This is a genomic window from Oscillibacter sp. (genome assembly GCF_031978065.1).
In the GTDB taxonomy this organism is placed as follows: Bacteria; Bacillota; Clostridia; order Oscillospirales; family Oscillospiraceae; genus Oscillibacter.
Window position 1 is genome coordinate 1 of record NZ_DALZCH010000017.1, and the last position, 25,371, is coordinate 25,371.

Genomic DNA, 25,371 nt, shown 5'->3' on the forward strand with positions numbered 1-25,371 from the left:
CATTTCCAAAAAGGGCGCGGGCGCAGGTCCGGCCAGCGTTGGAAAGCCCTATTTCCGGGAGGCCCGATGAGTATGCCTTCCGCCCACATTTCATTCCGGTTTTGTGAATATTAAACATGCAGGAGGTTGTCATGGACAACGAACTGATTCAAGTGGCGCTGGGAAAAAAGCCCGCCGACATTGTGATTAAAAACGGCAGACTGGTAAACGTCGTCACCCATGAGGTCTATGAGACGGAGATTGCGGTGGCAAAGGGCAAAATTGCCTCCATCGGTCCCGTACCTGCGGGCGCGGTAGGCCCGGATACACAGATTATTGATGCCAAGGGCATGTTTCTCGCCCCCGGATTTCTGGACGCGCACATTCACATTGAGAGCAGTATGCTCTCTTATACAGAGTTTGCAAAGATGGTGGTCAAGCACGGAACCACCGCCGTGGCAACGGACCTGATGGAGGTCACGATTGTCTCCGGCATCGAGGGGATGAAGGAGGTGCTGGCAGAGTCCAAAAACACGCCGGTGAAGCTCTATTATCCCATCCCCGCCTTTATGGAGGAAAACGGCATTCAGACCACCGGCAGTACGCTCCACAGCGAGATGATTGACCAGCTGATTACGCTTCCCGAGGCAGTGGGACTTGCCGAGGTGCTGGCCCCGCCGATTCTGGCGGAGAGCCCGGTTTCTGCCCATATGCTGGACTTGGCGGAGCGGTATCACAAAACCGCAGAAGGCCACGCGCCTGCCGTTATGGGCGAAAGCCTGAACGCCTATGTGGGCGCGGGCGTCACCAGCGACCACGAAAGCACCAATCGCGAGGAGGCTTTGGCCAAGCTGCGGATGGGGCTGCACGTGCTGATGCGGGAAGGCTCCGCCTCCACGGACCTGCGCCCCTGCCTGAACATCATTACGCAGGAGCACGTGGACACCCGGTACTGCTCTATGGTCAGTGACGACATCGACGCGCTGCACATCAGCCGCCTCGGGCATCTTGACAACAAGGTCCGCATTGCCGTGGCGGAGGGGGTGGACCCCGTCACTGCCATCCAGATGGTGACGCTTAATCCCGCCGAGAGCCTGCGCATTCAGGACCGGGTGGGCAGCATCACCCCGGGCAAAATCGCGGACATTGTGTTTCTCTCCTCGTTGGAGGAGTGCCGCGTGGAGCGGGTCATCGCAAACGGCGAGCTGGTGGTGGACGGACGTGCCCTTATTAAAGAGCTGCCCGCGCCCAATTACAGCGGTCTTTTGCGGGACACCGTCAAGCTTTCCCGGAAAATCACGGGAGACGATCTGGTTTTAAAGGCAGACCCCGGCTATACCCGGGCAAAGGTTCATGTCATCGGCGCTTCCCACGACACCCTGCTCACCGACGCGCTGGAAGCGGAGCTGACGGTTGAAGACGGCGTGATTCTGCCGAATGTGGAGAGCGACGTGCTGCGTATCGCCTGCGTGGAGCGCTATGGAAAAAACGGCAGCATCGGCAGGTCGTTTATCAAAAACTTCGGCCTGAAATCCGGGGCCATTGCCATCAGTGTGGGCCACGACCACCACAATATCTCCGTGGTGGGCAGCGACGCGGAGGATATGGCCTTTGCGGTTAACCGCATTGCCGAGCTGCAAGGCGGCCTTGTGTTGGTAAAGGACGGCGAGGTCCTCTCCGAAATTCCGCTGCCCATCTGCGGCCTGCTTTCCGATTTGGACGGCGAGGCCGTGGCAGAAAAGCTTGCGGAGATGATTGAAATTCTCCGAACGCTGGGCTGCGAGGTTCCCTCTCCCAACATTACCCTCTCCTTTATCACCCTGATTTTTATTCCCTGCTTGGGCATCACCGATCAGGGCCTGTTCGATGTGCGGGAATTTAAGCTGATTGACCCGGTGATTTCCTTATATTAAAAGAAGGAGTTACGTTCCATGAAACAGATATTCCTGAAAAATGGTTTCATCGTCACCATGGCCGAGGGGCATGAAACGGTATATGACGGCGGCGGCGTTCTGGTGGAGGACGGCGAAATCAAGGCAGTGGGCCGGATTGACCCCAAAGCGGTTGCTCCGGATGCCGAGATTATGGATTTGAACGGGAAATACGTTCTGCCGGGCTTTGTCAACACCCACGTCCACACCTCCCAGCAGATCAGCCGGGGCGTGGGCGACGACGTGGACTTTGTTACCTGGCTTCACAAGCGGATGTGGCCCTTTGAGAGCAGCATGACGGAGGAGGATTCCTATATCTCCACGCTGGCCACCTGTCTTGAGATGATTAAAACCGGCGTCACTTCCTTTGCGGAGCCGGGCGGACAGTTTGTTTCCGGCATGTGCCGCGCCGTGGCAAAATCCGGTCTGCGGGCAAAGCTTGCAAAGTCCGTGATGGACTGCGGCGAGGGGCTACCCTCCGTCTGGCAGCGCACCATGGAGGAAGAGCTGGAGCAGCAGGTTCTTGATCTGGAGAAGTATCACAACACCGCGGATGGACGGGTTCAGGTCTGGTTCGGCCTGCGCACGATTTTCAACAACACCGACGCGCTATGCGTCAAAACAAAGGAGCTGGCGGACAAATATGGCGTTGGCATTCATATGCACGTGGCCGAAGCAAAGGAAGAGAAGGAATACACCTACGCCCGCTGGGGCAAGGGTACCGTGCAGCATCTGGAGGAGTTAGGGATTCTCAGTCCCAACCTGCTGGCGGTCCACACCGTGTGGCTGACGGACGAGGAAATTGCCCTCTTTAAAAAGCGGGATGTGAAGGTGTCTCACAATCCGGCCTCCGCCATGCGGGTGCTGGGCTTTGCGAGAATCCCCAAAATGCTGAGCGAGGGGATCTGCCTGTCCATCGGCACTGATGGAGCCTCCTCCTCCAACCACATGGACATGGTGGATGAAATGTGGCTGACCTCTCTGATCCACAAGGGCTGGCGGCTGGACCCCACGGTGGTTCCCAGTCAGGACATTTTGCGGATGACCACGCGGTGGGGCGCTCGAGCGTTGCTGGACGACAAGCTATACGGCTCTTTGGAGCCGGGGAAAAAGGCGGATATGATTGTCATTGACCCGCAAGGCCCATCCATGATGCCCGTTAACGATAAAATTGCCGCGCTGGTCACGGCCATGCATTCGGAGAATATCACCTGCTCCATGTGCGACGGCAAATGGCTGATGAAGGACCGCAAAATTCTCACGCTGGACGAGGAAGCAATTCTGGCGGAGGGCGCGGCCCGTGCAGCCGCCATCTACAAGCGCGCGGGTATTGAGCTTCCCGCAAGATTTCCGGTGGTCAAGATCGGCAAGGAAAAGAAGCTATTTTAAGAAAGCGGGGTTGTAACTATGGATCAGAAGCTGTTGGCGGTGGCAGGCGGGAAAGAACCCGCCGATCTGGTAGTGAAAAACGGCAAGATTGTAAACGTTTTCTCCGGAGAAATCTATGATGGCGGCGTTGCGGTGGCAGGGGACAAAATTGCCGCCGTGGGCGATGTGGACTATACCATCGGCGAGAGCACAAAAATTCTTGATGCGCAGGGCAAGTATCTCACCCCCGGCTTTATCGACGGACATATTCATCCCGAAAGCTCCAACCTTGCCATCCGCTCCTTTGCCGAAGCGGTGCTGAAACACGGCACCACGGTTATCATGACCGACCTGCACGAAATCGGCGTGGTAGGGGGGCTTGAAGCCATCGAAGCGGTGCTGAAGGAAGCGGAGACCACGGATTTGAAGCTTTACTTCATCGTCCCTTCCCACGTTCCCTTTTCGCCCAATCTGGAAACCTCCGGCGGACGGTTTGACACGGAGATTATCAAGCGCGCGCTGGAGCGGCCGGACGCGGTGGGTCTGTCCGAGTGCGTGGGTATGTATCTGGCGGCGGGGTTTCCGGAGCTGATGGCCTCTTGCGACACGGCGCTTGCCAAGGGAAAATCGCTTCAGGGTCATCTTCCCGACGCGGATACCGCCACCCTCAACACCTGCATTGCCGCCGGCGTGTCCACAGATCACGAGTCTCTCAGCGGCAAGGATGTGGTGGACCGTCTGCGGGCTGGCTGCTCCGTGATGCTGCGGGAGGGTTCCTCCGCCCGCAGCCTGACGCAATTGCTGGAGCCGGTGCTTGCCGATCATCTGGATACATCCAACCTCTCCATCGTCACCGACGACCTGCATACCATCGACCTTGCCACAACAGGGCATCTGGACGAGTCGGTGCGCACCGCGCTGAAAGCGGGCGTGGAGTTTCTAACCGCCATTCAGATGGTCACCATCAACGCGGCCCGTGCCTTCCAACTGGACCGCTTTGTGGGCTGCCTTGCCCCGGGGCGGCGGGCGGACATCAACCTGACCACCGGGCCGGAGGACTTTCGGGTGGATACCGTTGTTTCGGGTGGCCGCATTGTTGCCCAAGGCGGCGAGTCTGTGGTTCATTATCCCGTGGCGGAGCACAATCCGATCCTGCTGAATACGGTCCATCTCAAGAAAGCCGTGGAAGCTTCTGATTTTCAGGTCTGCGTGTCCGAATCCGCTAAGGCTGCCAAGGTCAAGGTGATGGATACACTCCCCTGGATTCCCATTACCCAGTCAAGGGATGTAGCGCTGAACGTCGTGGACGGCGTGGTGCAGTGCGATCTGGACCAGGACGTGCTCTATATCGCGCAGGTGGAGCGGCACGGCAAAACCGGCGGCATCGGCAAGGCGTTTATGGGCGGATTCAAGCTGAAAAAGGGCGCGATTGCCTCCTCCATGGGCCACGACAACCACAACATCATCGTGATGGGCGCCAACCACGCCGACATGGCCGCGGCTGTCAACCGGGTGGCAGCGCTTCAGGGCGGGCAGGTGTTTGTGGTGGACGGGGAGGTCCTTTGTGAAATTCCCTTCCCGGTATGCGGACTTCAGTCGGATTTGTCGGCAGAGGAACTGGCGGAGGAAAAGCGCAAATTCAATGCAACGCTCCGAGAGTACGGCTGTGAAATCAACTATACCTGTATGTTTCTTTCTTTTATCTGTCTGGCGGCGATTCCCCTCTATGCCATCACCGACAAGGGCTTTATCGACGTTTTGCAGCAGAAGGTCATTGACCCGATTCTGGAGGTTTTGGAATAACCATGCACGAAGAAAAAGCACTGCATGAACGCGCAGTTTTATAAGCAGATCAAGAAAGAGGCGCGCCCGAATGGGCGCGCCTTTTTGCGCTTTGCATTTCTTTTTTAAAGAGACGTTACACAGTTTTAACGGCACGTCACTTGTACTCCGCCGCCGGTTGTAGTAGCCTGTTTGTGCATCCTCGAAAGCGCATAAACGACCACATGGAGGTGAACTAATGCAAAATTCTGAAACGGTTGGGGACCGGTCGAATTCTGATATTCTTGAGGAAATTCTGAAGGGGGAATACATCAAGTCCGTATACCAGCCCATCGTATCTTTGTCCAACGGACAGGTTTACGGATACGAGGCCCTCAGCAGGATTTCGAAGCAAGAGCTTCAGATGAACATTGAGCAGATGTTCCGACTCGCCGACAAAGATGGCAAGGCGTGGGAGCTGGAAAAGCTGTGCAGAGCGCGGGCGCTGGAAAACGCTGCGCGGCTCTCCGCCGACAAAAAGCTGTTTCTCAACGTAAATTCCAACATTCTTTACGACCATCAATTCAGGACGGGTTTTACCAGAGAACATCTGCGGGAATACGGCCTGGACGCCAACAGCATCATATTTGAGATCACCGAGCGCGTTGCAGCCCTTGATAGCAGCGCGTTTTTATGTTCCATTGATCATTACAAAAAGCAGAGCTATGGAATCGCCATCGACGACGTGGGGGCGGGCTATTCGGGGCTGAACAACATCGCCAGCGTAAAGCCCAATCTGATCAAGCTGGACATGAGCCTTGTCCGGAATATCGACAAGGACGAGATCAAGCGACTGCTGTGCAAAGCAATGGTCGACTTTGGAAAAAGCGCCGGCATTCAATTGATTGCCGAGGGAATCGAGACGGAAGAGGAGCTGTCGGTTCTCGTCAAGCTGGGCGTGGATTTGGGACAAGGCTATTTTCTTGGGATTCCGCAGGAGTCCTTTTCCCCGATCGCGCCCGAAAAGGTGGAAACCATCAAGCGATGCCACGCAAAGCAGTACAACGAGAATCTCATAAGCTCCGTCTATCCCATCGTGGGGCATCTGGCAAGGCCCGGCCATATCGTTTCTCCCAACGAAAAGCTTGAAAGCATCTATGAGACGCTGAAGCTGAATCTCTCCGTCACGGAGTTTTCTGTGGTGCGGGATGATATTACCATGGGGTTTATGACGCGCACGGACTTGAATGAGCTGCTTGGCGGCAGATATGGCTACGGGCTCCACTCCAAAAAGACGGTTCAGCAGGCGATGAAGCCGGATTTTTCCAGAGTAAACTACGGAATGACCGTCGACGCGGTATCACGGCTCGCCATGCAAAGGCCGTTCGAGCAGTTGTACAATCCCATTGTGGTGGAAAAGGACGGGAAGTATCTGGGGATTGTGACTATTAAAAACCTGCTGGATGCCTGCACCAAGGTGGAGGTAGACATTGCAAGGCATTCCAATCCCCTGACGGGCCTGCCGGGTAATCTGGTCATTGAAAAGGAAATCCAGAGCCGCATTTTTGCGGACGCCCCCTATTGTGTTACTTATTATGACATTGACAATTTCAAGGCGTACAACGACGCTTACGGCTTTGAAAATGGGGATAGAATGCTCACACTTCTGGCCAAAATTCTAAAAATCTGCGCCGCGCAAGGAGAATTTATAGGACACATCGGGGGCGACGATTTCATTGTCATCTGCGATTACAATGAAGGAGAGGGGTACTGCGAGTCGGTGGTGGAACGCTTTTCCCGGGAGGTGACCTCGCTGTACCGCGATGAGGATATCAGAAACGGCTACATCATTTCAAAGAACAGAAATGGCGTGACGGAAAGCTTCCCCATTGCAGGACTTTCCGTCGCGGGGATTTCAAACCGGGCCAGAGACTACAAAAACATCGGGGATTTTTCACAGGACATTGCCCAGCTAAAAAAGAAATGTAAAAAACAGCCAGGGAATTATATTGAAATTTTGTAAGGAACACGCCGCCTGCATGAAAGACGCGGTAGGCGGCATTGCCCGGTTTTTGAGAATTTTTGTATGATCGACCCCCTGCGGTTCACCGCATGGGGGCTCTTGCCATCATGGACGCGTATTGGTGAATCGTCTGGGTACGCCGCGGGTCGTGGAGCCGCAAATATTGCTTTTTCGCCTGACGCTGGGCACTTTGTCTCTCTTGAAAGCTGCGCCAGCGGGCACAGCCCTTGTGGCAGCCCTCCTGATACTCGCGACAATCGGTTTGACATGGCAGCATTTTTCATCGCTCCTATTCTTAATTATGATAAAAAAATACCTGAACGGGCCTGCCCGCAAATTGTGCGGCAGTCCATTCAGGCACAGGAAAGAAGCAGGGCGCGCCCGCCCGGAAAATCAAGGCATACGACATCAAAGCAGACTCCTTTCCCACGGATAGTACCAGTTTACCTCCGTTTTAAGAAGCATGTCACCGCATTTGTGTAAGGATCAGGTGAAATTTTATCGCGCAGAGCGTCTCTCTCCCGTGAACACGCATGTTCAAAGGAGGAGGGTCTCCGCGGCGGCGGGAATGTCGCCCACACCGTCCAGAATCAGCCGGGGCCGGTAGGGGAAGTTCAGGCACTCTTCCCGGGTGGTGACGCCGGAGAGAACCAGCACGGTGTCAAGTCCCGATTCGATGCCCGCCACGATGTCGGTGTCCATCCGGTCTCCGATCATGACGGCGTCTTCCGAATGCACTCCCAGAAGCTTCAGCCCTGTGCGCATCATCAGCGGGTTGGGCTTGCCCACATAGTAAGCCTGCTTTCCCGTGGCCAACTCAATCGGCGCCAGCAGCGCCCGGCAGGCCGGGGCAATGCCCGACTCCGTGGGGCCCGTCAGGTCGTAATTGGTGGCAATCAGCTTTGCGCCGCCGTTCACCAGCCGGATGGCTTTTGTACTCATGGCAAGGCCATATCCCGCCGGTTCCCCCCCCACCACGTCATCCGGGTCCACATCGTTATAGGTGACACCCGCGTCGTACAGCGCATTCTGAAGACCGTGGTCCCCCATGACATAGGCACTGCATCCGGGAGCCTGGTTGTTCAGGAAATGCGCCGTGGCCAGGGCGCTGGTGTAAAAATGGGACGCGTCCACCGCAAGGCCCATCCGCTCCAGCTTTTGCTGCAGCTCCCGGGGCGTGTTCTGGCCGGAATTGGTGAGGAAAAGAAAATTCTTTTCCTCCTTTTTCAGCCAGTCGAGAAATTCCTTGACCCCCGGCAGCAGGCGATTCCCGTGGTAAATCACGCCGTCCATGTCGCAGATAAATCCCTTTTTCTCAAGAAGCTGTTTCAAATCTATACGCCTCACTTTTCTTTTATAGCTCTAATAAAGGCCGCGTAGCGCCCTGTGGGCCAGCCCGGTAATTTTCTCCGCCAGAGTAGGCTTTGGGGGAAGGCAGGGGGCCGCACTGTGAATCGAAGCCTCCATAAATTGGACCTGACTGTCATAGGGAATAGGTTGCTGCCCCCGTTTCCGGCAATACAGCCCGTCCGGCGTCATAAAGCTGGCTTTTGCGGTATCCCTGAGCTGGCAGGACAAAATCCATAAAAGCTGATCCCTCAGATCCCTGTCGTGAACGGGGCAGGCAATCTCCACCCGTCGGCTGAGATTGCGGGTCATCAAATCCGCGGAGGAGAGGTACACCTTGGCCTCCGCGCCCTTTCCAAAGCAATAGATGCGGGCGTGCTCCAGAAAGCGGCCCACGATACTGGTCACATGGATGTTTTCGGTTTCCCCGGGAACTCCGGGGAGAATGCAGCAGATCCCCCTGACAATCATCTGCACCTCCACTCCCGCTTGGGAGGCGGCGCGGAGCCGGTCGATGACCTCCCGTTCCGTGACGGAATTGACCTTAATGCAGATGTATCCATTATACCCCAGCGCAATCTGCTCGTCAATGAGGTCACAAACGGCTGATTTGATTCCGTTGGGGGAGATCAAAAGCTCACGGTATTCTCCGTTCAGATTATTTACCAGCATATTTCGGAAAAAGGCCGTGGCATCCTCTCCAATGGTGTCGGAAGCGGTCATAATGCTCAGATCGGTGTACATGGCGTTGGTCTTTTCGTTGTAATTTCCGGTTCCGATCTGGGTAATATATTGCACCTTCCGTTTTCCCCGCAGGGTGATGAGACAAATCTTGCTGTGACATTTGAAGCCGTCCATCCCATAGATGACCTGACATCCCGCATCCTCCAGCAGTTTGGACCAGGAGACGTTGTTGGCCTCGTCAAATCGGGCCCGCAGCTCCATCAGGACAATAATCTCCTTGCCATTTTCGGCTGCGCGGCACAGGGTGTGGGCGATTTTGGAAGAGGACGCCAGTCTGTAAATGGTGATTTTGATAGACAGCACATCAGGATGTTCCGCAGCTTCGCTCAGCAGGCGCAGAAACGGGGTCACAGAGTCAAAGGGGAAAAACAGGAGCTTGTCCCCCCGCTGCACCTGCTCCATAATGCTTTCCTCCGGGCGGATATCCTCCGGCCACCGGGAGCGGTACGGCTGATGGAGCAGGGCCGCGGCCTTTGAGTCCGGCAGCTCCTTTGCAAGCTCAAATACATACCGCATATTCAGCGGACAGGAATCCACGTAGACCTGCTGCCTTTCTACCTTCACCAGCTTTGTCAGCCGGGTTAAAAATCCGTCTGATATATTTTTGCTGATTTCCAGCCGGATTGCCGACAGGCTGCCTCTCTTCTTCAAAAGCTTTGTCACTCGAATGCGAAAATCTTCCTCGCTGTCCTCAAATTTTTCATCGTCGAAGCCGATGTCCGCGTTGCGAGTGACGCTGACAATGCAGGATTCCTCCACCTGGTAAGCGCCAAACAGAGATGAAACTCTATGCAAAATCATCGTTTCCGCGCGGATATACCGCAGAACCCCACCTTCCAGCCTGAAAAAGGGAGGCAGGATCTCGGGTATGGGAACCAGCCCCACGGAGGGCTTCCCCTTCTTATCCGATAAAAGCGCCGCCGCATACAGGGCTTTGTTCACCAGATGAGGCGCCGGGTGACGGCTTCCAATGATGATGGGCGAAATAATGGGTAGGATATTCGACTTGAAATAGGCGTTAACCGTATTTTGTTCCCAGTGCGTGAGCTGAGAAAAAGCGAGATCCGCCACGCCCTGCCGCGCCAAATCCACCATCACCGACGCGTAAAGCTGTTCCTTCAGCTTGATCAGGCCCGGTATAGAGCGATAGATTCCTCCCAATTGCTCTGAGGCGGTCATGCCGCTTTTATTGTCCGCTTCGGAGGGGGAGACGAGGGCGATGTCAAACAGGCTGCCCACCCGGACCATAAAAAACTCGTCCAGATTACCCGAGAAGATGGCAATGAATTTTAGCCGCTCCAAAGGGGGATTGGTGCAATCATCCGCCTCCTCCAGCACCCGCTGGTTAAATCGCAGCCAGCTCAGCTCCCGATTCTGGGTATAGGCGTACTGTCCCGGGTCAATTACAGAATCTTGCGGCACAAATATCCCTCCCGCACTCCGTATTTTCCGATTTCAAGAGTTTTGGCGTCAAGCAGATGAAACAGGCTGTGCAGCACGAGAATTCCGGGCACAATGGTGTGAATCCGATCAGGCGACAGCTTTAAAATCAGGTCTATGGCCTGTCTGTCTCCCCGGCACAATATGGCGCACAGCCCGTCCAGCTGCTCCGCGCCAATGGCGCGGCAGCCCTCCGGCTGCGCGTACACCGCGCCCGCCAGCTTTAAGACGGCGCGCCCCGTGCCGCCCACGCAGACCAGCGGCAACTGCCTCTCAAAATCGGGCAGACTGCTCCTGTCCAGCTCGGCTTGAATCGTCTCCCGTATTTTTTTCAGAGCATGCCTGCCCGGAAGAATTTTCTTGACACAGCTTCGATACAGATTTAGCGACCCGATGGGGAGGCTGAGAGAACGGAGCGGCCGGTCTTCGTCAAACAGCGCAAGCTCCGTGCTGGCGCCGCCAATATCGAGGACCGCGCCGCGAGAGAGCTGAAATTCCCGCATGGCGCCGATATAGCCGTACAACGCTTCTTCCTCCCCGCTGATCACCTCCACCTCCCAGCCGGTGCGGTCCCGGATCGCCGAGACGGCCGCTTCGGTATTGCTGATATTCCGCAAAGAGGCAGTGGCAAAAATGACCACGTCCCGAATATTCAGAGACGTAAGCATCTTTTTAAATTTCAGCAAACCCCGGCAGGCACATAAAACCCCCTCGTCGGACAGCGTTCCGTTTTCCACATAACCGGCAAGACCGGCCATGCTTTTTTCCCGGAACAGGATTTTGAAGGAGTTGCCCTCCGTTTCATAAACCGTCAAACGCATGGAATTGGAACCAATGTCAATCATGGCTTGTTTCATGTGATCTTCCTCTACTTTTACTTTCTATCTTCCCACGTCGTATAGGAGACAAATGCCTCCTATGATGGCTTAGTATACCCCGAAAAACGCGGCGCGGAATATCCCGGAGCAGTAAAGCCTGTGTGAAGCGCAGGTAAAGCATAAACGCAGCCCAAAAGGCAGCGCCACAGCGGCCATGAGGTAATTTACCGGTCTGTTAAGGAGATATGAATGCGAATCTGTTTACAGCTTTTACACAAATGTGATAACAGATTTTGCATACGGCGGCTATTCTTAATTTAGTACAATAAAAATCTCCGCAGCAATATTCTATTAGGGGTGAGTGCGTGAATGTATCTTTGTCCGTGGCTCAGGTTGGACTCTCTCATAAAAGAGAGATACTTAAAATCGGAGACGCCCATGCAATAGCGGCTTCCAATGGGACAGTGTGCGCAGTTACGTACCCTGTCCGACTGGGGCCGTTTTTGTCTGCCGCAGCTATTTCTTGAATGAATACAGGAAAGGAATGACGATGATGCCGAAAACCTATGTTTTGGATACGAACGTCTTAATTCAGGCCCCATATGCACTTCAATCCTTTGAGGATAACCATATTGTTTTGCCCATTGCGGTTCTGGAGGAACTGGATGCCCTAAAGACCAGTGATGGAGAAAAAGGAGCCAACGCGCGGCAGGCAATTCGCTATCTGGAATCGCTTCGGACCACGGGCAATCTCCTTGAAGGCGTATCTCTGCCGGACGGTGGAACGCTGCGTCTGGAGGTCAATTGTGTTCATGTGAAGCTTCCGGAAGGCTTTCCGGAGCACAAAAGCGACAACCGCATTTTAAAGGTCTGTCAGGCACTGAAAGAAACGCAGGCACCCGTGATTTTGGTCACAAAAGACATTCTTGTGCGGATAAAGGCCCAGATGATGGGGATAGAGGCGGAGGACTTTACAACAGAACAGGCCCCCATCGGCGACCAACAGTACACCGGGCGCTGCGAAGCGTACGTCTCCGAAAAAAAGTTTGAATCCTTCAAGAAAAAGCACATTTCTCCCAACGAGCTGTACCTGATGGATGAAGCGGGCCAGAAGCGCGCTGTTGAGCTCGTACCGAATCAGTTTGTTATCCTCAGGGCGGATCAGTCCGACCGCAAAACTCAGCTGGGGCGGTTTGACGGGCAAAAGATCGTCCCGCTGGCATACGGGAAGAAGAGACCTTACGGCGTTACGCCGCGAAATGTGGGGCAGTATTTTTTGCAGGAGGCCCTGATGACCGATACAGACAAGGCGCCTTTGGTCATCGTGAGGGGAACGGCGGGAACCGCAAAAACCTTTTACTCCTTGGCAGTTGGTCTGAACGCCGTGATGGAGTTGGAGGAGTCGGCTTACAGAAGAATCCTTATTTGCCGCCCGAATGTCCAGTTCGATGACGATATCGGGTTTTTGCCGGGCGACGAGTCCGAAAAAATCGCGCCCCTTCTGCGCCCCGCCATTGACAATCTGGAGCTGCTGGTTGATCAAAATGAAAAGGAGCGGTTTAAGGATGAGCGCAGCCTTTCCGGGAAGGTGGAAGAGCTGTTCGACCGGGGTATTATTATCGCGCAGGCACTCAATTTTATCAGAGGCCGCTCGGTCACCAAAACATATCTGGTTATTGATGAAGCGCAGAACTTGACGCCCAAGCAGGCGAAAGGAATCATTACCCGGGCCGGAATCGGCACAAAGGTGATTCTGCTTGGGGATCCGAATCAAATTGACCACCCCCTACTGGACGAACGCACCAACGGACTGAGCTATGCGGCGGAAAAAATGAAGGGCAGCCCCCTCTGCTACCAAATTACATTGTCGGCTGATGAATGTGAACGTTCCGCTTTGGCCATGGATGCAATTAAGAGAATGTAAGGAGACATCTGTGTCAATGACCCAACTGCCAAAACACAGCCCCAGAGCTTTGGGGAGGCAACCTCTGATTGTAAATATCCGGGAGCGCTCGCGATACGCTCCATGCCCGCAAAAAAATGTCGAAAATACAGGAAGAAAGTTAGACCCGTTATGCACCTTGCAGAGCAAAGAATTTTAATTTATAATTACTGAGTCAAGGATAATATGCGCTTCTGCTTGAGGTGCAGAGTGTCACAGGTTTAAGTCCTGTATTATACACAAAAAAAGATCCTTAGAACCATTATGGTTCTAGGATCTTTTTGCACAGCACTGTACAATACAATTTGAAATATCGATCCCAATATAGCACAACTGCAGATATGCCTTCACCTCGGACTTCCAGGAAAACAGATCAAATGAACGATAGTTTACCCAGCCGATATATTGAAATTGCGGCCTGACGGTAGTGCTGCGTAAATTCTATAAAACAGGCAATTGTCAATTTCGACAAAATCCGTCTCCATATTGTGCAAAGAAACCAATGATGATTTAGGCAAAATGTGTAATTATATTAGTAGATCGTAAGTGGTTTCTGGCAAAAATACTTATTTTGGCTGATAAAACCAAGTTGGGAGGGACTATCGTTTATATGGGCGTTCTTGGATGTATTTTGGGCTTTCTGGTGGTCATTTACTTAACATATAAGGATTGGTCTGTATATCTGGCAACCTTTCTCGGTGTGTGTGTAGTAGTTCTGCTGAACCGGCTGAACTTTGTAACCGCGCTGACAGATACCTATGTAGCTGGCGTGTATACAGCTATCAAGAGTTTCTTTTTTCTCATGGTATTTGGCTGTCTCCAGTCCTATCTGTACCGCGAAAGCGGCGCCGCATTTTGCATTGCCGATTCAATTATGAAAAAATTGATTCGGGATGACGCCAGCGGCACCAAAAAAAACTTAATTGCTATGGCAATTATTTTGGTGATTGGCACCATATTAAATCTCGGCGGAATTATTGCCGGTGTGGTAATTGTCTTAATGTATCCCATTGCATTGGCGGTATTTGAGCGCTGCGATATTCCCAAAAAATTTATTTTGGGCGTTTTGGGTGCTGGCTGCTATACGTTTACGCTGACGATTCCCGGCAGCCCCCAGGTAACAAATGTGGCTGCCATGTCTGTTTTGCACACAAGTGCGGGGGTTGCGATGGTTCCCGGGCTTGTGGGAGCCGTGGTAGAAATTATCGTAATTCTGGTGTTAATGAACATCATGATTAATAAGGCAAGAAATAATGGGGAGCATTTTGTGCGGCACGAGTTGGACCCTGCAACCGATCCGAATATGGATACGCCGGGCTTTCTGATATCCGTTATTCCCATGGCAATCCTGTTTTTGACATTTAATGCGTTTAATTTAAACATCGTAGTTTGCCTGATTTTTACCTGTCTGCTGTCCATTGCACTGTTCTGGAAGCAACTGAGAAAAAAGGACTTGAAGCAGATTTTAAGCAAAGCCGCCACGGACTCCATCCCAATGACCATGACCGTTGGCGGTATTTGCGGTTTTGCGGGCGTTATTACCAGTACGGATGCGTTTCAGACAATGCTGAACGCAATTGTCAGCATCAATCTCTCACCCATTTTAATTTGTTGGGTAGTCGTTGCTCTGATGTGTATGCTGACGGGCGGGTCTTCCACGGGACAACTCATTGCACTACCGCAAATTGCGCCAAAATTGCTGGATATGGGACTGAATGTAAACGCGATTCACCGTGTCTCCGCATTTGCCGCAACAACGCTGGACTCAATGCCCTATTGCGGTTCCATTCTGATGCTGCTTCCGATGTGCCACATGAAACTGCGGGAGATATACCCTTCCATGTTTATCACCACGGTTGTGGCAACGTCCTTCGGCACGGCGGCTGTTGTGTTGATGTGTACGCTGTTTCCGGGTCTGGTTTGATCGTTTTTTTCGTAGTAATCCGCCGCTAAACAGCGGGTCTTGTCAGGTTTTTCGGAGCAATTAAAAAGCTCTGCTTTTTAAGAATCAGGGCCCGGGCGCAGTCCGGCTTATTTTAAGCAGTGCGTTTTTCAAGGTCCCCGGCGCGATGCGCCGGGGACCTTTGCTTATTAAAAAATTCAGCCGGACCCTAAATGAAGGTTGGAGCATGTGTTATTCATCATGACCAAATAACTCCTAAATAATTTCCTTGAGAAGGCTCGATTTTTGTGTACTATTTATTTAAGCTGCAATTGAGACTTTATTTAATGATCCGTGAGATATTGGTTTTTACGCCAAGCGTAAATAATAAATGAAAGCTGCAGGGTAAAAAGCAGGTGTTCTTCAGAAAAATCCAATTTATAGATATTTTCTACTTGCTGAATACGGTAGTTGATGGTATTCCGATGAACAAACATGATCTGCGCCGTGCGGTTTTTATTGAAGCCAGTTTGCGTAAAAATGCGCAGAGTATCAAAAAATTCCGTTTTCTTTTGGCAATCGTATTCTATGAGCGCTGGGAGCACAGGGTGGCAGCACTGCTCTAAAAGCGCGTCATCCTCCACTAGATCTAAAAATATATACACCGAGCATTCAAGATAATAGTTTAAAGGCTTTTTACAACAGAAACGGCTGGAGAGCTTTAACGCCGTAATCGCCTGCTGATAATACTCCAAAAGGGAGGAGACGTCAGAAAAGTGATTGCTGACGCCTGCAAGCAAGTGGTTTTTCTGTATGCACTGTTCAATTGCGGCAAGCAGCTCGGATGAGAGGTTGCCCGTCTCGTCCGTTTGGGCAATTGCAACCAGCGCACCTTTATAAACAAAGCAGGGCTGATGATTAATCGCATCCGAAATCTGCGGCAGCAATGACTTGGAGAGAAATTGGCTGTGGTAATTTGACGACGACTTAATGACAAGAATCCGCATATGGGCCGGAACCTTGAGATTAACACGCTTGGCACGGATAAAAATCTCGTTTTTTGAAGCACCGTTTACCGCATCCAGCAAAATGTTGTTCTCAAAAACATTGTAGCAGTAGTTGGCGTTTTTAAGACGGAGAACAGATTCTCCCATGCGTTGGGCCAGCAGCGGCATCAGCTTTTCCGTTTGCTTATCAAAATTTGGTTTGGAGTTAATGGCAAACAAATAGCCAAGCGGCTCGTTCTTGTCCAGAATGCGTGCGACAAGAATATACATATTGATTTTCGAGCAATACAGGCTGAACACCGCGGGGCCCTTTGGAGCCCGGATGTTTTGTCTGCGGGAATTAATATAGTCCATTAGCACATCGTCACAATAGCCTTGCTGCACACTTTGCATCCACAAAGAGTAATCCACATAAAACGGCGAAGAATTTGCGAGAATTTTTCCCGAAAGGTCAATGGCTGCGAACTGATTTCCGCTCCTAATAAACAGTTCGGTCAAAATGGAATTAAGGTCGTGCCCCATTACCAGTTTTGAAATAGTTTCGGAATATTGAATTTGGGCCAAGGGGGAGGAATCCAGTTGCGATTTCACATAGCGAAAGGCCGTGGGGAGGCTGACCATAATTTTCGCTCCATTCTGAAGCGCGGCGGCGCGAAAAGGCGGAATATCGCCGGTATAAAGCAGGGTTTGCGGCAGCTTGGTTCCATAGCCGACTTGGGTTCCGTCAAAGAAATAGAGCGTGGAATTATTAAAATCCTGAAACTCACTGTCCATCAAAGTCAAATCCATAATTTCGCAGTCATTATCAATTTTGACATCGGAAATCATTCCGGCGTTTTGCAAGATGTCCAGTAAAACTGAAAGCTTCATAAACCGACTCCCACCCTTGTTGTTTTTTATAAAAATATATCAATTTATAATAGAGCGCAACCCCAAAGCTTGTTAAAGTAGTCTATAAATCATTTTAACAGAAGGCAGCAATAAATGAATTGTCAAAAAAGACAAAAAGAAGTTCAATACTGTTTTTAGTGCACATAGGGCTTTTGTCTCGGATTTGTTAAACTAAACGCAACACTAGGAACGGTTCACCTAGCTGTTGCCTGCCACTGCCTCTTACGAGCAAAAAGAAAGGAAGAATTTATTTATGTCTACAAAGGATTTGCAAGGCACAAATAGATCTGCGATTTTGATCAGGGGCCTCATCGTTCTGGTCTGCGCGGGAATCATTAACGCCACCTCCGTATTTGTCACTCCTCTGGCTGCTTATTATGGGTGGGACCCATCGGCAATCGCCAATATCGGCACAACCATGCTGACCTTCTGGCCTATTGGATCTCTGCTGGGAGGAAAGCTGCTGCAAAAACTCGGCGGCAAGACAGTGGTCTTGATCGGCGCAATTGTATTTGGCACAGGCCTGATTACAACCGCCATGGTTCCCGTCGGCAATCCCGGTATGCTGTATTTCACCTTTAGTTTCCTGATCGGCATGGGAAATGGCATTACATATTGCGGCACGATGTATTGCGTCATGGGCTGGTTCCCTGATAAAAAGGGTCTGGCTACCGGTTTGTGCATGGCGTTTAACGGAGGCTCTTCCGCGTTTCTGGCGCCCCTGTGCGCCAGTATCACCGCCATGAGCAATGTAAAGGTCACTCTAATTTCCTGCGGCGTAGTCGCCATGGTGGTTTGCATTATCTGCGGTCTGGGGATCAAGTCCGCGCCTGTGGGCTATGTTCCGGAGGGCTATGTACCGCCTGCTTCCGGAGAAGGTCTGGTTTCTCAGTACGAGAGCATTCCGATTTCCAAGGCGTGGAAAACCAGACAGTTTTGGCTTCAACTGGGCGCGATGGCATTTTTCCCCTCTTTCTACTTAATTATGTTCTCACGATTTTCCATGTTTATGACGGACAAGGGTATTGATTTGGCCTATGCAACCCTGGGCGTTTCCATTTATAATATCGGAAACGTGGTGGGCCGGCTGGGCTTGGGCAAGCTGACCGACAACATCGGCTACAAGAAGGTTTACGGTGTGTGCTGGACGCTGTGCATGGTTTCCGGAGCCTGCCTGCTTACCGGAAATTCCGTGGCTACAATTCTGATTGCGTATTTCTGCCTAGGCGCGGGCTTTGGCTCAACAAACTCTGTGTATCCTGTGATTACCACGACTTCCTTCGGGCCTATTTACGCCGGCAACATTTATGGGTTCGCGCTGCTGGGCTACATGGCGATGACACAGATTATCCCCAGAGTTACCGCTGCTTCGATTGCGGCAACCGGTACCTATACCATTGCGTTTGTCATGGCGTTTATTCTGTGCACGCTGGGTGTCATTTGCGGTTTCTCTATTCCAAAGCTTGCGCGCAAGCGCCTTAATGATACAGCGAACAATTAATATTTTTGAGGAGGCTTACCACATGATTGCTTTTGATGCGTACAATGCGCCGCGGATTATTTACGGCGAGGGCGTTTCCACAAAGGTGGCGGACCTTTTGAAAAGCCTGCAAGTGACGACGGTGATGGCCGTTTATGACGAGGGCATTCAAAAAGCAGGAATTGCCGAGCGTGTAATCGGGCCCATTCGCGCGGCCGGCTTTACCGTTGAAGAGTTTGGCGGCGTAACCGCAGACCCCCCAGTGAAAATGATTGAGGATGCTGCAAGGGCAGCAAAGGAAAAGAACGTTGACGTCTATTTGGCAATTGGCGGCGGCGGCGTTATCGATACCTCCAAGTGCATGGCGGTTATGCAGACAAATCCCGGTAGGCTGCTGGATTATGTGCTGGGTGCCGGAAAGCCCATTGCCAACATGTGTCCCCATGTGCTGGCTGTCCCCACTACCTCCGGCACGGGTTCCGAAGTAACTGCGCTGTCAATCGTAACAGATACCGAAACGCATAGGAAGGTCTGCATTAAGGACGTTGTAAAAATGTGTCCCTATGCGGCGTATCTGGACCCCGAGCTGACTTTGGGCCTGCCCAAGGGGCTGACTGCCTCCACCGGTATGGATGCGCTTTCCCACGCTGTTGAAGCGTATCTGGTGGGTAGACACAACGAGTTTGCGGACATGTTCTGTGAAAATACCATTTGCCGGGTTATCAGGTGGCTACCCGTGGCTGTGGAAGACGGCAAGAATCTGGAGGCCCGCGGCCAAATGATGCAGGCTGCAACCTATGGCGGCGTCAGCTTTGCAAGCAGCACGCTGCAAGCCGGTCACGCCATTGCCCATGCGCTTGGCGGCGCACTGCATGTGCCTCACGGCATTGCCTGCGCCTGGGGCCTGAACTTTGCTATTCAGCATTGCGGTAAATCCGTTGATATGGAGCGGCTGCAAGCGCTGGCCAGATTTATGGGGATTGAATCCGAAGGTAAAAGTCGTGAGATGCTAATTGTCGATTGCTGCAAGATTGTGGGAGACATGAACACTTCTTTGAACATTCCTACGCCCAAGACATATGGCATCGGCACAAAGGACGAAATGGAAGCGGCTTACTTGGCCTGCTGGACAAACGAGCAGGGAATGCTCAGCGTCGCCTGCGTGACCGATAAGGACGAGCTTCACGCCTATTTTGAGGAAATGTGGGCCTGGTGACCCTTGAAACATTCTCTCCCCCTTGCTTGCGAGGGGGAGAGAACACTGAATTAAAAAAGTGACGTCTGATTCCGGGGCGAAACGTCCGCTTGATTATAAAGCATCCCCGCAAATTTGCTTTCAGAAATAAACGAGGTTTTAATAAATGGAAAGAAAACTCTACGAGGGCCTCAAGGTAATTGATGCCACAAACAACTATGCCGGGCCAATGGCAGGAGCCATGCTGGCTGATTATGGAGCCGATGTAATTCATATTGAGAAGCCTGTGCTTGGCGACGACAATCGCTTTTTTCCTCCCATAATTGATGGAATCAGCATTAATTACTGCGTCTCAAATCGCGGAAAAAAGTCTCTGGTGCTGGATTTGAAGGACCCTCGCGGTGCGGAATCGTTTAAAAAGCTGGCAAAAGACGCAGACGTAATTTTAGAAAGCTATCGTCCCGGCGTGATGGAGAGACTGGGGCTGGATTATCAGGCCATCAGAGAAATAAACCCCAAAATTGTTTACTGCTCGGTTTCCGCATACGGTCAAACCGGCCCGTATGCCGACCGGCCGGGCTATGATGTCATTGCGCAGGCAGTCTCTGGAATGATGGAAATGACCGGGGAGCCGGATGGCGCACCTACAAAAATCGGCTCGGCAATCGGTGACTGGGTTGGCGCTCTGAATGCGTTTGGCTGTATCGGAACGGCGCTGTATTACCGCGAGCGAACCGGCAGAGGGCAGCATATTGACATTGCCCTGGCACGCTCCCTTATGTGGATGGCCGCAAAGCTGGATCATGGAATTACGGGAACGGTTGCCACCCGCACGGGCAACCATCACAGTAACCTTGCGCCGTACGGTATTTTTCAGGGAAATCACGGAGAGTCCGTGGTAATCGGCGCGCTGAGCTCAAATCTGTGGACCAAGCTTTGCAATGTTATGAACAGGCCGGAGTTGACAGAGGACCCGCGTTTTATTTCCAACGATCAGCGGGTGGAAAACAAACACATTTTAATTGAGATGATTGAGGAATGGCTGAAGAGCCTCGACAGCGTGAATACCGCCGTTGATGCGCTGATAGAGGCGGGCGTTCCTTGCACGAAGATCTATAACATGATGGATATCGACGAAGATCTTCACTATAATGCGTGCGGCTGGATTGCAGATATGCCGATGGCGAACGACATGATGTCTGTTCGCACGCGCCGCTTTCCCAGCAACCCGTTTACATTTTCTGAAATTCAGGCCCAATACGGTGCTGCGCCGAATCTGGGCGAAAGTAACCACGAAATTTTGGAACAGCTTGGCTTAAGCGCGGAAGAGGTTGACGCTATGGAGGGCGAATGGGAAGAAAAAGCAAAATCCAAAAGCTAGTTGTCTCTCGCAAGGTCCCTTGCGCTTGATGATGGTGAAAAGGCGGAAAGATTATTTTGAAAGTGAATTTAATGACAGACCGGGTCCTGTTTGACATAAAGGACGGCGCTGCGTACATCACGCTTAATCAGCCGGAAAAATTAAATCCGGTTCCTGCTGAAGTTATGCAGGATCTGATCCGGTGCCTAAACGAATGCGAGAGCAGCGACGCCGTGCGTGTGGTTGTTTTGCGCGGCGCAGGCGGAAACTTTACGGCAGGCGGCGATGTCCGCGGAATGAAAGAGCGCATGGACAAGGGGATCAACAATACCAGAGCAGCCATTCGCATTGGAGGCGAGCTGATCACCAGACTGCGGATGATTTCAAAGCCCACAATCGCCTGGATCGAAGGGGCTGTGGCCGGGGTTGGAATGAGTATGGCAATGGCCTGTGACTTTTCTATTGCGGAGGAAACCGCAAAAATGGTATTTGCGTTTGTGAACATCGGCTTTGTCCCGGACGGCGGCATAACATATACGCTCAGCAAAACGGTGGGCCCTGTCAGAGCTACGGAACTTCTGATGTCCGGAAGGCACTTTAGCGGCGCGGAGGCCAAAGAGTGGGGCATTATCACTGACGCCGTCCCCAAAGAGATGTTGGAGGAAACCGTTCAAAAGTATATTTACAAATACTCTCACGGCCCCAGCGCTGCGTATGCGCAGATTAAGGCCTTGATAAACAGTGTGAATTTTGACCAGTGGAACGCCTGTATGCAGCGGGAAGTACAGGCACAGTATGCTTGCAGTCTGTCTCAGGACCACGCAGAAGCAGTAGAAGCATTTCTGGAAAAGCGCAAGCCGGTGTTTCAGGGAAAGTAAATTCGCGCTTCCACCGAAAAGCGCCGTTTACAATAAATGAAGCGATAAATAGTTAAAAGAAGTGAGGCAACTGATTATGAGCGAATATCAGCTAATGACAGAGGATCAAAAAGATTTGTGCGCGATGGTTCATGATTTCTGCGTAAAAAAGGTCGACCCTTATGTATCTGAGTGGGACGAGCAAAGCGTTTGTCCCATTGACACGGTAAAAGAACTGATGGACCTTGGCTTCTGGGGGCTGGACGTACCCGAGCAGTACGGTGGCACTGAACTGGATGTCAGCACGATTATGTACATTCGCATGGCCATGGCCTATCATGATGCGGGTTTTGCAAATACCTTCAGCGCCCAAACCTTCGGATGGAAGCCTGTGCTGCTCTCTGGCAGCGAGGAGCAAAAGGAGAAGTATGGCCGGCTGCTGTCCGAGGAGGGCCGCAAATTTTGGTCCATGTGCATTACCGAGCCCCAGTCGGGCTCCGATGCGGGCAACTGCAAAACCAAGGCCGTAAAGGACGGCGACGACTATATCATTACCGGCAGTAAGTGCTTTGTCACCAATGGCGGTGTGTCCGATTTGTATACTGTGACCGCCTGCACAGATCCCACCAAAGGCAACAAGGGAATCTCCCTGTTTATCATTGACCGCAATATGCCCGGCGTTTCTGTGGGAAAGCACGAGAATAAAATGGGCATTCGCACCTCCGACACCACCGATCTGGCGCTTGACGAGGTTCGCGTACCTGCCGCCAATATGATTGGCCCCGAGGGCAGCGGGTTTAAGACCATCATGAAAATGCTGTCCCTCACCCGACCCACCGGCGTGGCGCCCGCCGTGGGCGTGGCCCAGCGGGCAATGGACCTGGCGCTTGATTATTCCCGCACCAGACTATCCTTCGGCGCTCCCATCGGAAAGCTGGAGGGTATTCAGTTCAAGCTGGCCGATATGGAGATGAAACTACAAGCTTGCCGCTCTCAACTGGCCTATTCCGCCGCTCTGGTCGATCAGGGAATCTACGATACTCTGGTGGGCTCCTGCACCAAGTGCTTTGTATCCGAGGCGGTTTTGGATATCTGCCTTCAGGCTCAGCAAATTTATGGCGGCTATGGATATTCCAAGGAATATCCACTGGAAAAGCTGGTCCGTGACGCCAGAATTTACTCGATCTACGAGGGTTCCAGCGAGATTCAGCGCTATATTATCGGCAAAACCTTGGTAGGCAAGCTGTAATTAAGTCCTTGGAGGTGTCCGTCAGGCCCTTTGTCCTCTCATTCTATCAGCTTAGGCAACAAGTTGGAAAAAAACATGGCTGGTTGCCATGTCCTCAACCTAATTTATAGTAACAGGAGAAAATAACCTGCATGAATATTGCTGTATGTGTAAAGCAGGTGCCGGATACAACACAGGTCAAGATTGATCCGGTTACCAATACATTGATCCGGGAGGGAATTCCCAGTATTTTAAATCCGTTTGACGGCTTTGCTCTGGAGATGGCTCTGCGCATGAAGGACCAGACCGGTGGCACGGTAACGGCCATCAGCATGGGGCCTGCGCAGGCGGAGGCTGTTCTGCGAGAGAGCATGGCTGTGGGCGCCGACGATGCCTATCTTGTTTCGGGGCGTGCGTTTGGCGGATCCGATACGCTGGCTACCAGCTACATTCTCTCATGCACCATAAAGGCCGTTGAAGAAAAGCGCGGTGCGAGGTTTGATGTTGTGTTTTGCGGCAAGCAGGCCATTGACGGGGACACCGGTCAGGTTGGTCCCGAGATGGCGGAGCATTTGGACTATACGCAGATTACCTATGCCACCGAGGTGGTTTCTTGCACCGATGGCAAGGTGCGTATCCGCAAGGAAACCGCCGACGGCTATGACGTGCTGGAAGCCGCTTTGCCCGCGGTGGTGTCTGTCACCAAAACTCCTTTTGAACTGCGTTTTCCCACAGTGAAGAAAAGATTGGCCGCCAACCGTGCGCAAATTCCCGTAATTACCCCCGAAGACATGGAAGCCCAGTCTCAGATTGATCTGGCCTGTTGCGGATTAAAAGGCTCTCCCACCAAAGTGAAAAAGAGCTTTACGCCGGTCCGGAGCAAGGTATGCAACATTGTCGAAGAGGACAGCCCCAGCGCCTCCGGGATCAAGTTAATTGCCTTATTAAGCAATGACAAGAAAATTTAAGGAGGGTAGCAACAATGGAATTTTCTGATTACAAAAACCTTTGGGTATTTATTGAGACCGACGACGGCAAGGCAGTCAGCGGCGGTTTGGAGCTGCTGAATCCCGGTGCGCAGATGGCACACCGGCTGGGCCAGCAGATTGTGGCCGTGATTTTTGGGAAAAACAACGCCGAGGCTGAAAGAGCCGCTGTTATCTATGGGGCCGACAGCGTCATTTCCGTGGAGGGTGATGATTACGAAACTTATACCACCGAAGGCTATACCTACGGCTTTGTTCAACTGGTTGAAAAATACAAGCCCTCTATCCTGATGATCGGCGCAACCATCATCGGGCGCGATCTGGGTCCCCGGCTGGCGTGCCGCCTGAAAACCGGCCTGACCGCCGATTGCACAGAGCTGGATGTGGAGACGGAAACCGGCAATGTGGCCTGGACGCGGCCCGCATTCGGCGGAAACCTGATGGCTACCATTATGTGCGAAAGAACCAGACCGCAGATGGGCACGGTTCGTCCCGGCGTGTTTAAAAAGATAACGCCCGATGCTTCCCGTACAGCCGAGATAATCAAGGAGAGCGTTTCGGTTCCTGAAGGCGGAATTCGCACCAAGCTAATTGAATCCATTCGGGAAGCCGTGGCGGAAATGGTGAAGCTGGAGGATGCTGAAATTATCGTTTCCGGCGGCCGCGGTCTGGGTGGTCCCGAGGGGTTTGAAACTGTCATCAAGCCTTTGTCAGACGCGCTGGGCGGCGCGGTTGGCGCGTCCCGCGCCGCCGTCGACTCCGGCTGGATTGCTCATGTTCATCAGGTCGGACAGACGGGCAAGACGGTTGCTCCCAAGATTTACATTGCATGCGGCATTTCCGGTGCGATTCAGCACCTTGCCGGTATGAGCGGATCCGACTGCATTGTCGCCATTAATAAAGACCCCGACGCACCCATTTTTGGCGTGGCTGATTACGGCATTGTTGGCGATCTGTATCAGGTTCTCCCGGCAATGACAGCCGAGATTAAAAAGCTGAAGGCGTAACGGCGCAAAGGCTTATTATCCGTTTCAACCCCAAAGGTGGCGGGTATGCCACTTCCCACAAAAGACCAATTGAACCCTTTGGTAAAAGCAGTCTGTGGGGCCAAGTCCCACAGACTGCTTTACCA

18 protein-coding genes are annotated in these 25,371 nt (G+C 52.4%); 13 read left to right on the forward strand and 5 right to left on the reverse strand.

The window, feature by feature from the left end:
• The first annotated feature begins 131 nt into the window (after positions 1-131).
• The 4 genes from ade (at position 132) to RTK01_RS04210 (ending at position 7,062) form a co-directional block, all read left to right on the forward strand.
• Positions 132-1,892: an adenine deaminase gene (gene ade / locus RTK01_RS04195; RefSeq protein WP_312279770.1), complete on the forward strand. Its 1,761-nt coding sequence runs from the start codon at positions 132-134 to the stop codon at positions 1,890-1,892.
• A gap of 18 nt (positions 1,893-1,910) precedes the next feature.
• A complete protein-coding gene (locus tag RTK01_RS04200; RefSeq protein ID WP_312279771.1) occupies positions 1,911-3,299 on the forward strand; it encodes an amidohydrolase in 1,389 nt (462 codons plus the stop codon).
• Positions 3,300-3,317: 18 nt separating this feature from the next.
• The gene (locus tag RTK01_RS04205; protein ID WP_312279772.1) at positions 3,318-5,081 is read left to right on the forward strand and encodes an adenine deaminase C-terminal domain-containing protein; all 1,764 of its coding nucleotides are present in this window, start codon (positions 3,318-3,320) and stop codon (positions 5,079-5,081) included.
• Positions 5,082-5,298: 217 nt separating this feature from the next.
• On the forward strand, positions 5,299-7,062 hold the full coding sequence (locus RTK01_RS04210; RefSeq protein ID WP_312279773.1) for an EAL domain-containing protein: 1,764 nt from the start codon (positions 5,299-5,301) through the stop codon (positions 7,060-7,062).
• Positions 7,063-7,144: 82 nt separating this feature from the next.
• Here the strand turns inward: RTK01_RS04210 and RTK01_RS04215 are convergent, their stop codons facing one another.
• The 4 genes from RTK01_RS04215 to RTK01_RS04230 all read right to left on the reverse strand — a co-directional run bounded on the left by RTK01_RS04215 (position 7,145) and on the right by RTK01_RS04230 (position 11,450).
• On the reverse strand, positions 7,145-7,339 hold the full coding sequence (locus RTK01_RS04215; protein WP_312279774.1) for a hypothetical protein: 195 nt from the start codon (positions 7,337-7,339) through the stop codon (positions 7,145-7,147).
• Positions 7,340-7,599: 260 nt separating this feature from the next.
• Entirely contained in the window at positions 7,600-8,400 is an 801-nt protein-coding gene (locus RTK01_RS04220) for an HAD-IIA family hydrolase (RefSeq protein ID WP_397352305.1), read from the reverse strand.
• A 24-nt stretch (positions 8,401-8,424) separates the two neighbouring features.
• Entirely contained in the window at positions 8,425-10,575 is a 2,151-nt protein-coding gene (gene ppk1 / locus RTK01_RS04225) for a polyphosphate kinase 1 (protein ID WP_312279775.1), read from the reverse strand.
• Positions 10,557-11,450, reverse strand: a complete 894-nt coding sequence (locus tag RTK01_RS04230) for a hypothetical protein (RefSeq protein ID WP_312279776.1) — start codon at positions 11,448-11,450, stop codon at positions 10,557-10,559. The genes ppk1 and RTK01_RS04230 overlap by 19 nt, the downstream gene beginning before the upstream one ends.
• A gap of 514 nt (positions 11,451-11,964) precedes the next feature.
• Between RTK01_RS04230 and RTK01_RS04235 the strand changes: the two genes are divergently transcribed.
• Both RTK01_RS04235 and RTK01_RS04240 read left to right on the forward strand, forming a co-directional pair.
• Complete coding sequence (locus tag RTK01_RS04235) at positions 11,965-13,335, forward strand: PhoH family protein (protein WP_312279799.1); 1,371 nt, start codon at positions 11,965-11,967, stop codon at positions 13,333-13,335.
• Between the two features lie 628 nt (positions 13,336-13,963).
• Positions 13,964-15,277, forward strand: coding sequence for a hypothetical protein (locus RTK01_RS04240; RefSeq protein WP_312279777.1), 1,314 nt, complete (start codon positions 13,964-13,966; stop codon positions 15,275-15,277).
• Positions 15,278-15,579: 302 nt separating this feature from the next.
• Here the strand turns inward: RTK01_RS04240 and RTK01_RS04245 are convergent, their stop codons facing one another.
• Positions 15,580-17,112, reverse strand: coding sequence for a helix-turn-helix domain-containing protein (locus tag RTK01_RS04245; RefSeq protein ID WP_312279778.1), 1,533 nt, complete (start codon positions 17,110-17,112; stop codon positions 15,580-15,582).
• A 274-nt stretch (positions 17,113-17,386) separates the two neighbouring features.
• Here RTK01_RS04245 and RTK01_RS04250 point away from each other — a divergent pair, with 274 nt between their 5' ends.
• From RTK01_RS04250 to RTK01_RS04280, 7 genes are all read left to right on the forward strand, one after another.
• Positions 17,387-18,634 (forward strand): MFS transporter, encoded by a 1,248-nt coding sequence (locus RTK01_RS04250; protein ID WP_312279779.1) that lies wholly within the window; start codon positions 17,387-17,389, stop codon positions 18,632-18,634.
• A 22-nt stretch (positions 18,635-18,656) separates the two neighbouring features.
• Entirely contained in the window at positions 18,657-19,829 is a 1,173-nt protein-coding gene (locus RTK01_RS04255) for an iron-containing alcohol dehydrogenase (RefSeq protein WP_312279780.1), read from the forward strand.
• A gap of 145 nt (positions 19,830-19,974) precedes the next feature.
• The gene (locus RTK01_RS04260; protein WP_312279781.1) at positions 19,975-21,189 is read left to right on the forward strand and encodes a CoA transferase; all 1,215 of its coding nucleotides are present in this window, start codon (positions 19,975-19,977) and stop codon (positions 21,187-21,189) included.
• 62 nt (positions 21,190-21,251) lie between these two features.
• Entirely contained in the window at positions 21,252-22,046 is a 795-nt protein-coding gene (locus tag RTK01_RS04265) for an enoyl-CoA hydratase-related protein (protein WP_312279800.1), read from the forward strand.
• A gap of 76 nt (positions 22,047-22,122) precedes the next feature.
• Positions 22,123-23,274: an acyl-CoA dehydrogenase family protein gene (locus RTK01_RS04270; protein ID WP_312279782.1), complete on the forward strand. Its 1,152-nt coding sequence runs from the start codon at positions 22,123-22,125 to the stop codon at positions 23,272-23,274.
• A 131-nt stretch (positions 23,275-23,405) separates the two neighbouring features.
• Positions 23,406-24,221 (forward strand): electron transfer flavoprotein subunit beta/FixA family protein, encoded by an 816-nt coding sequence (locus RTK01_RS04275; protein ID WP_312279783.1) that lies wholly within the window; start codon positions 23,406-23,408, stop codon positions 24,219-24,221.
• Between the two features lie 14 nt (positions 24,222-24,235).
• Positions 24,236-25,246, forward strand: a complete 1,011-nt coding sequence (locus RTK01_RS04280) for an electron transfer flavoprotein subunit alpha/FixB family protein (RefSeq protein WP_312279784.1) — start codon at positions 24,236-24,238, stop codon at positions 25,244-25,246.
• Positions 25,247-25,371: the final 125 nt, after the last annotated feature.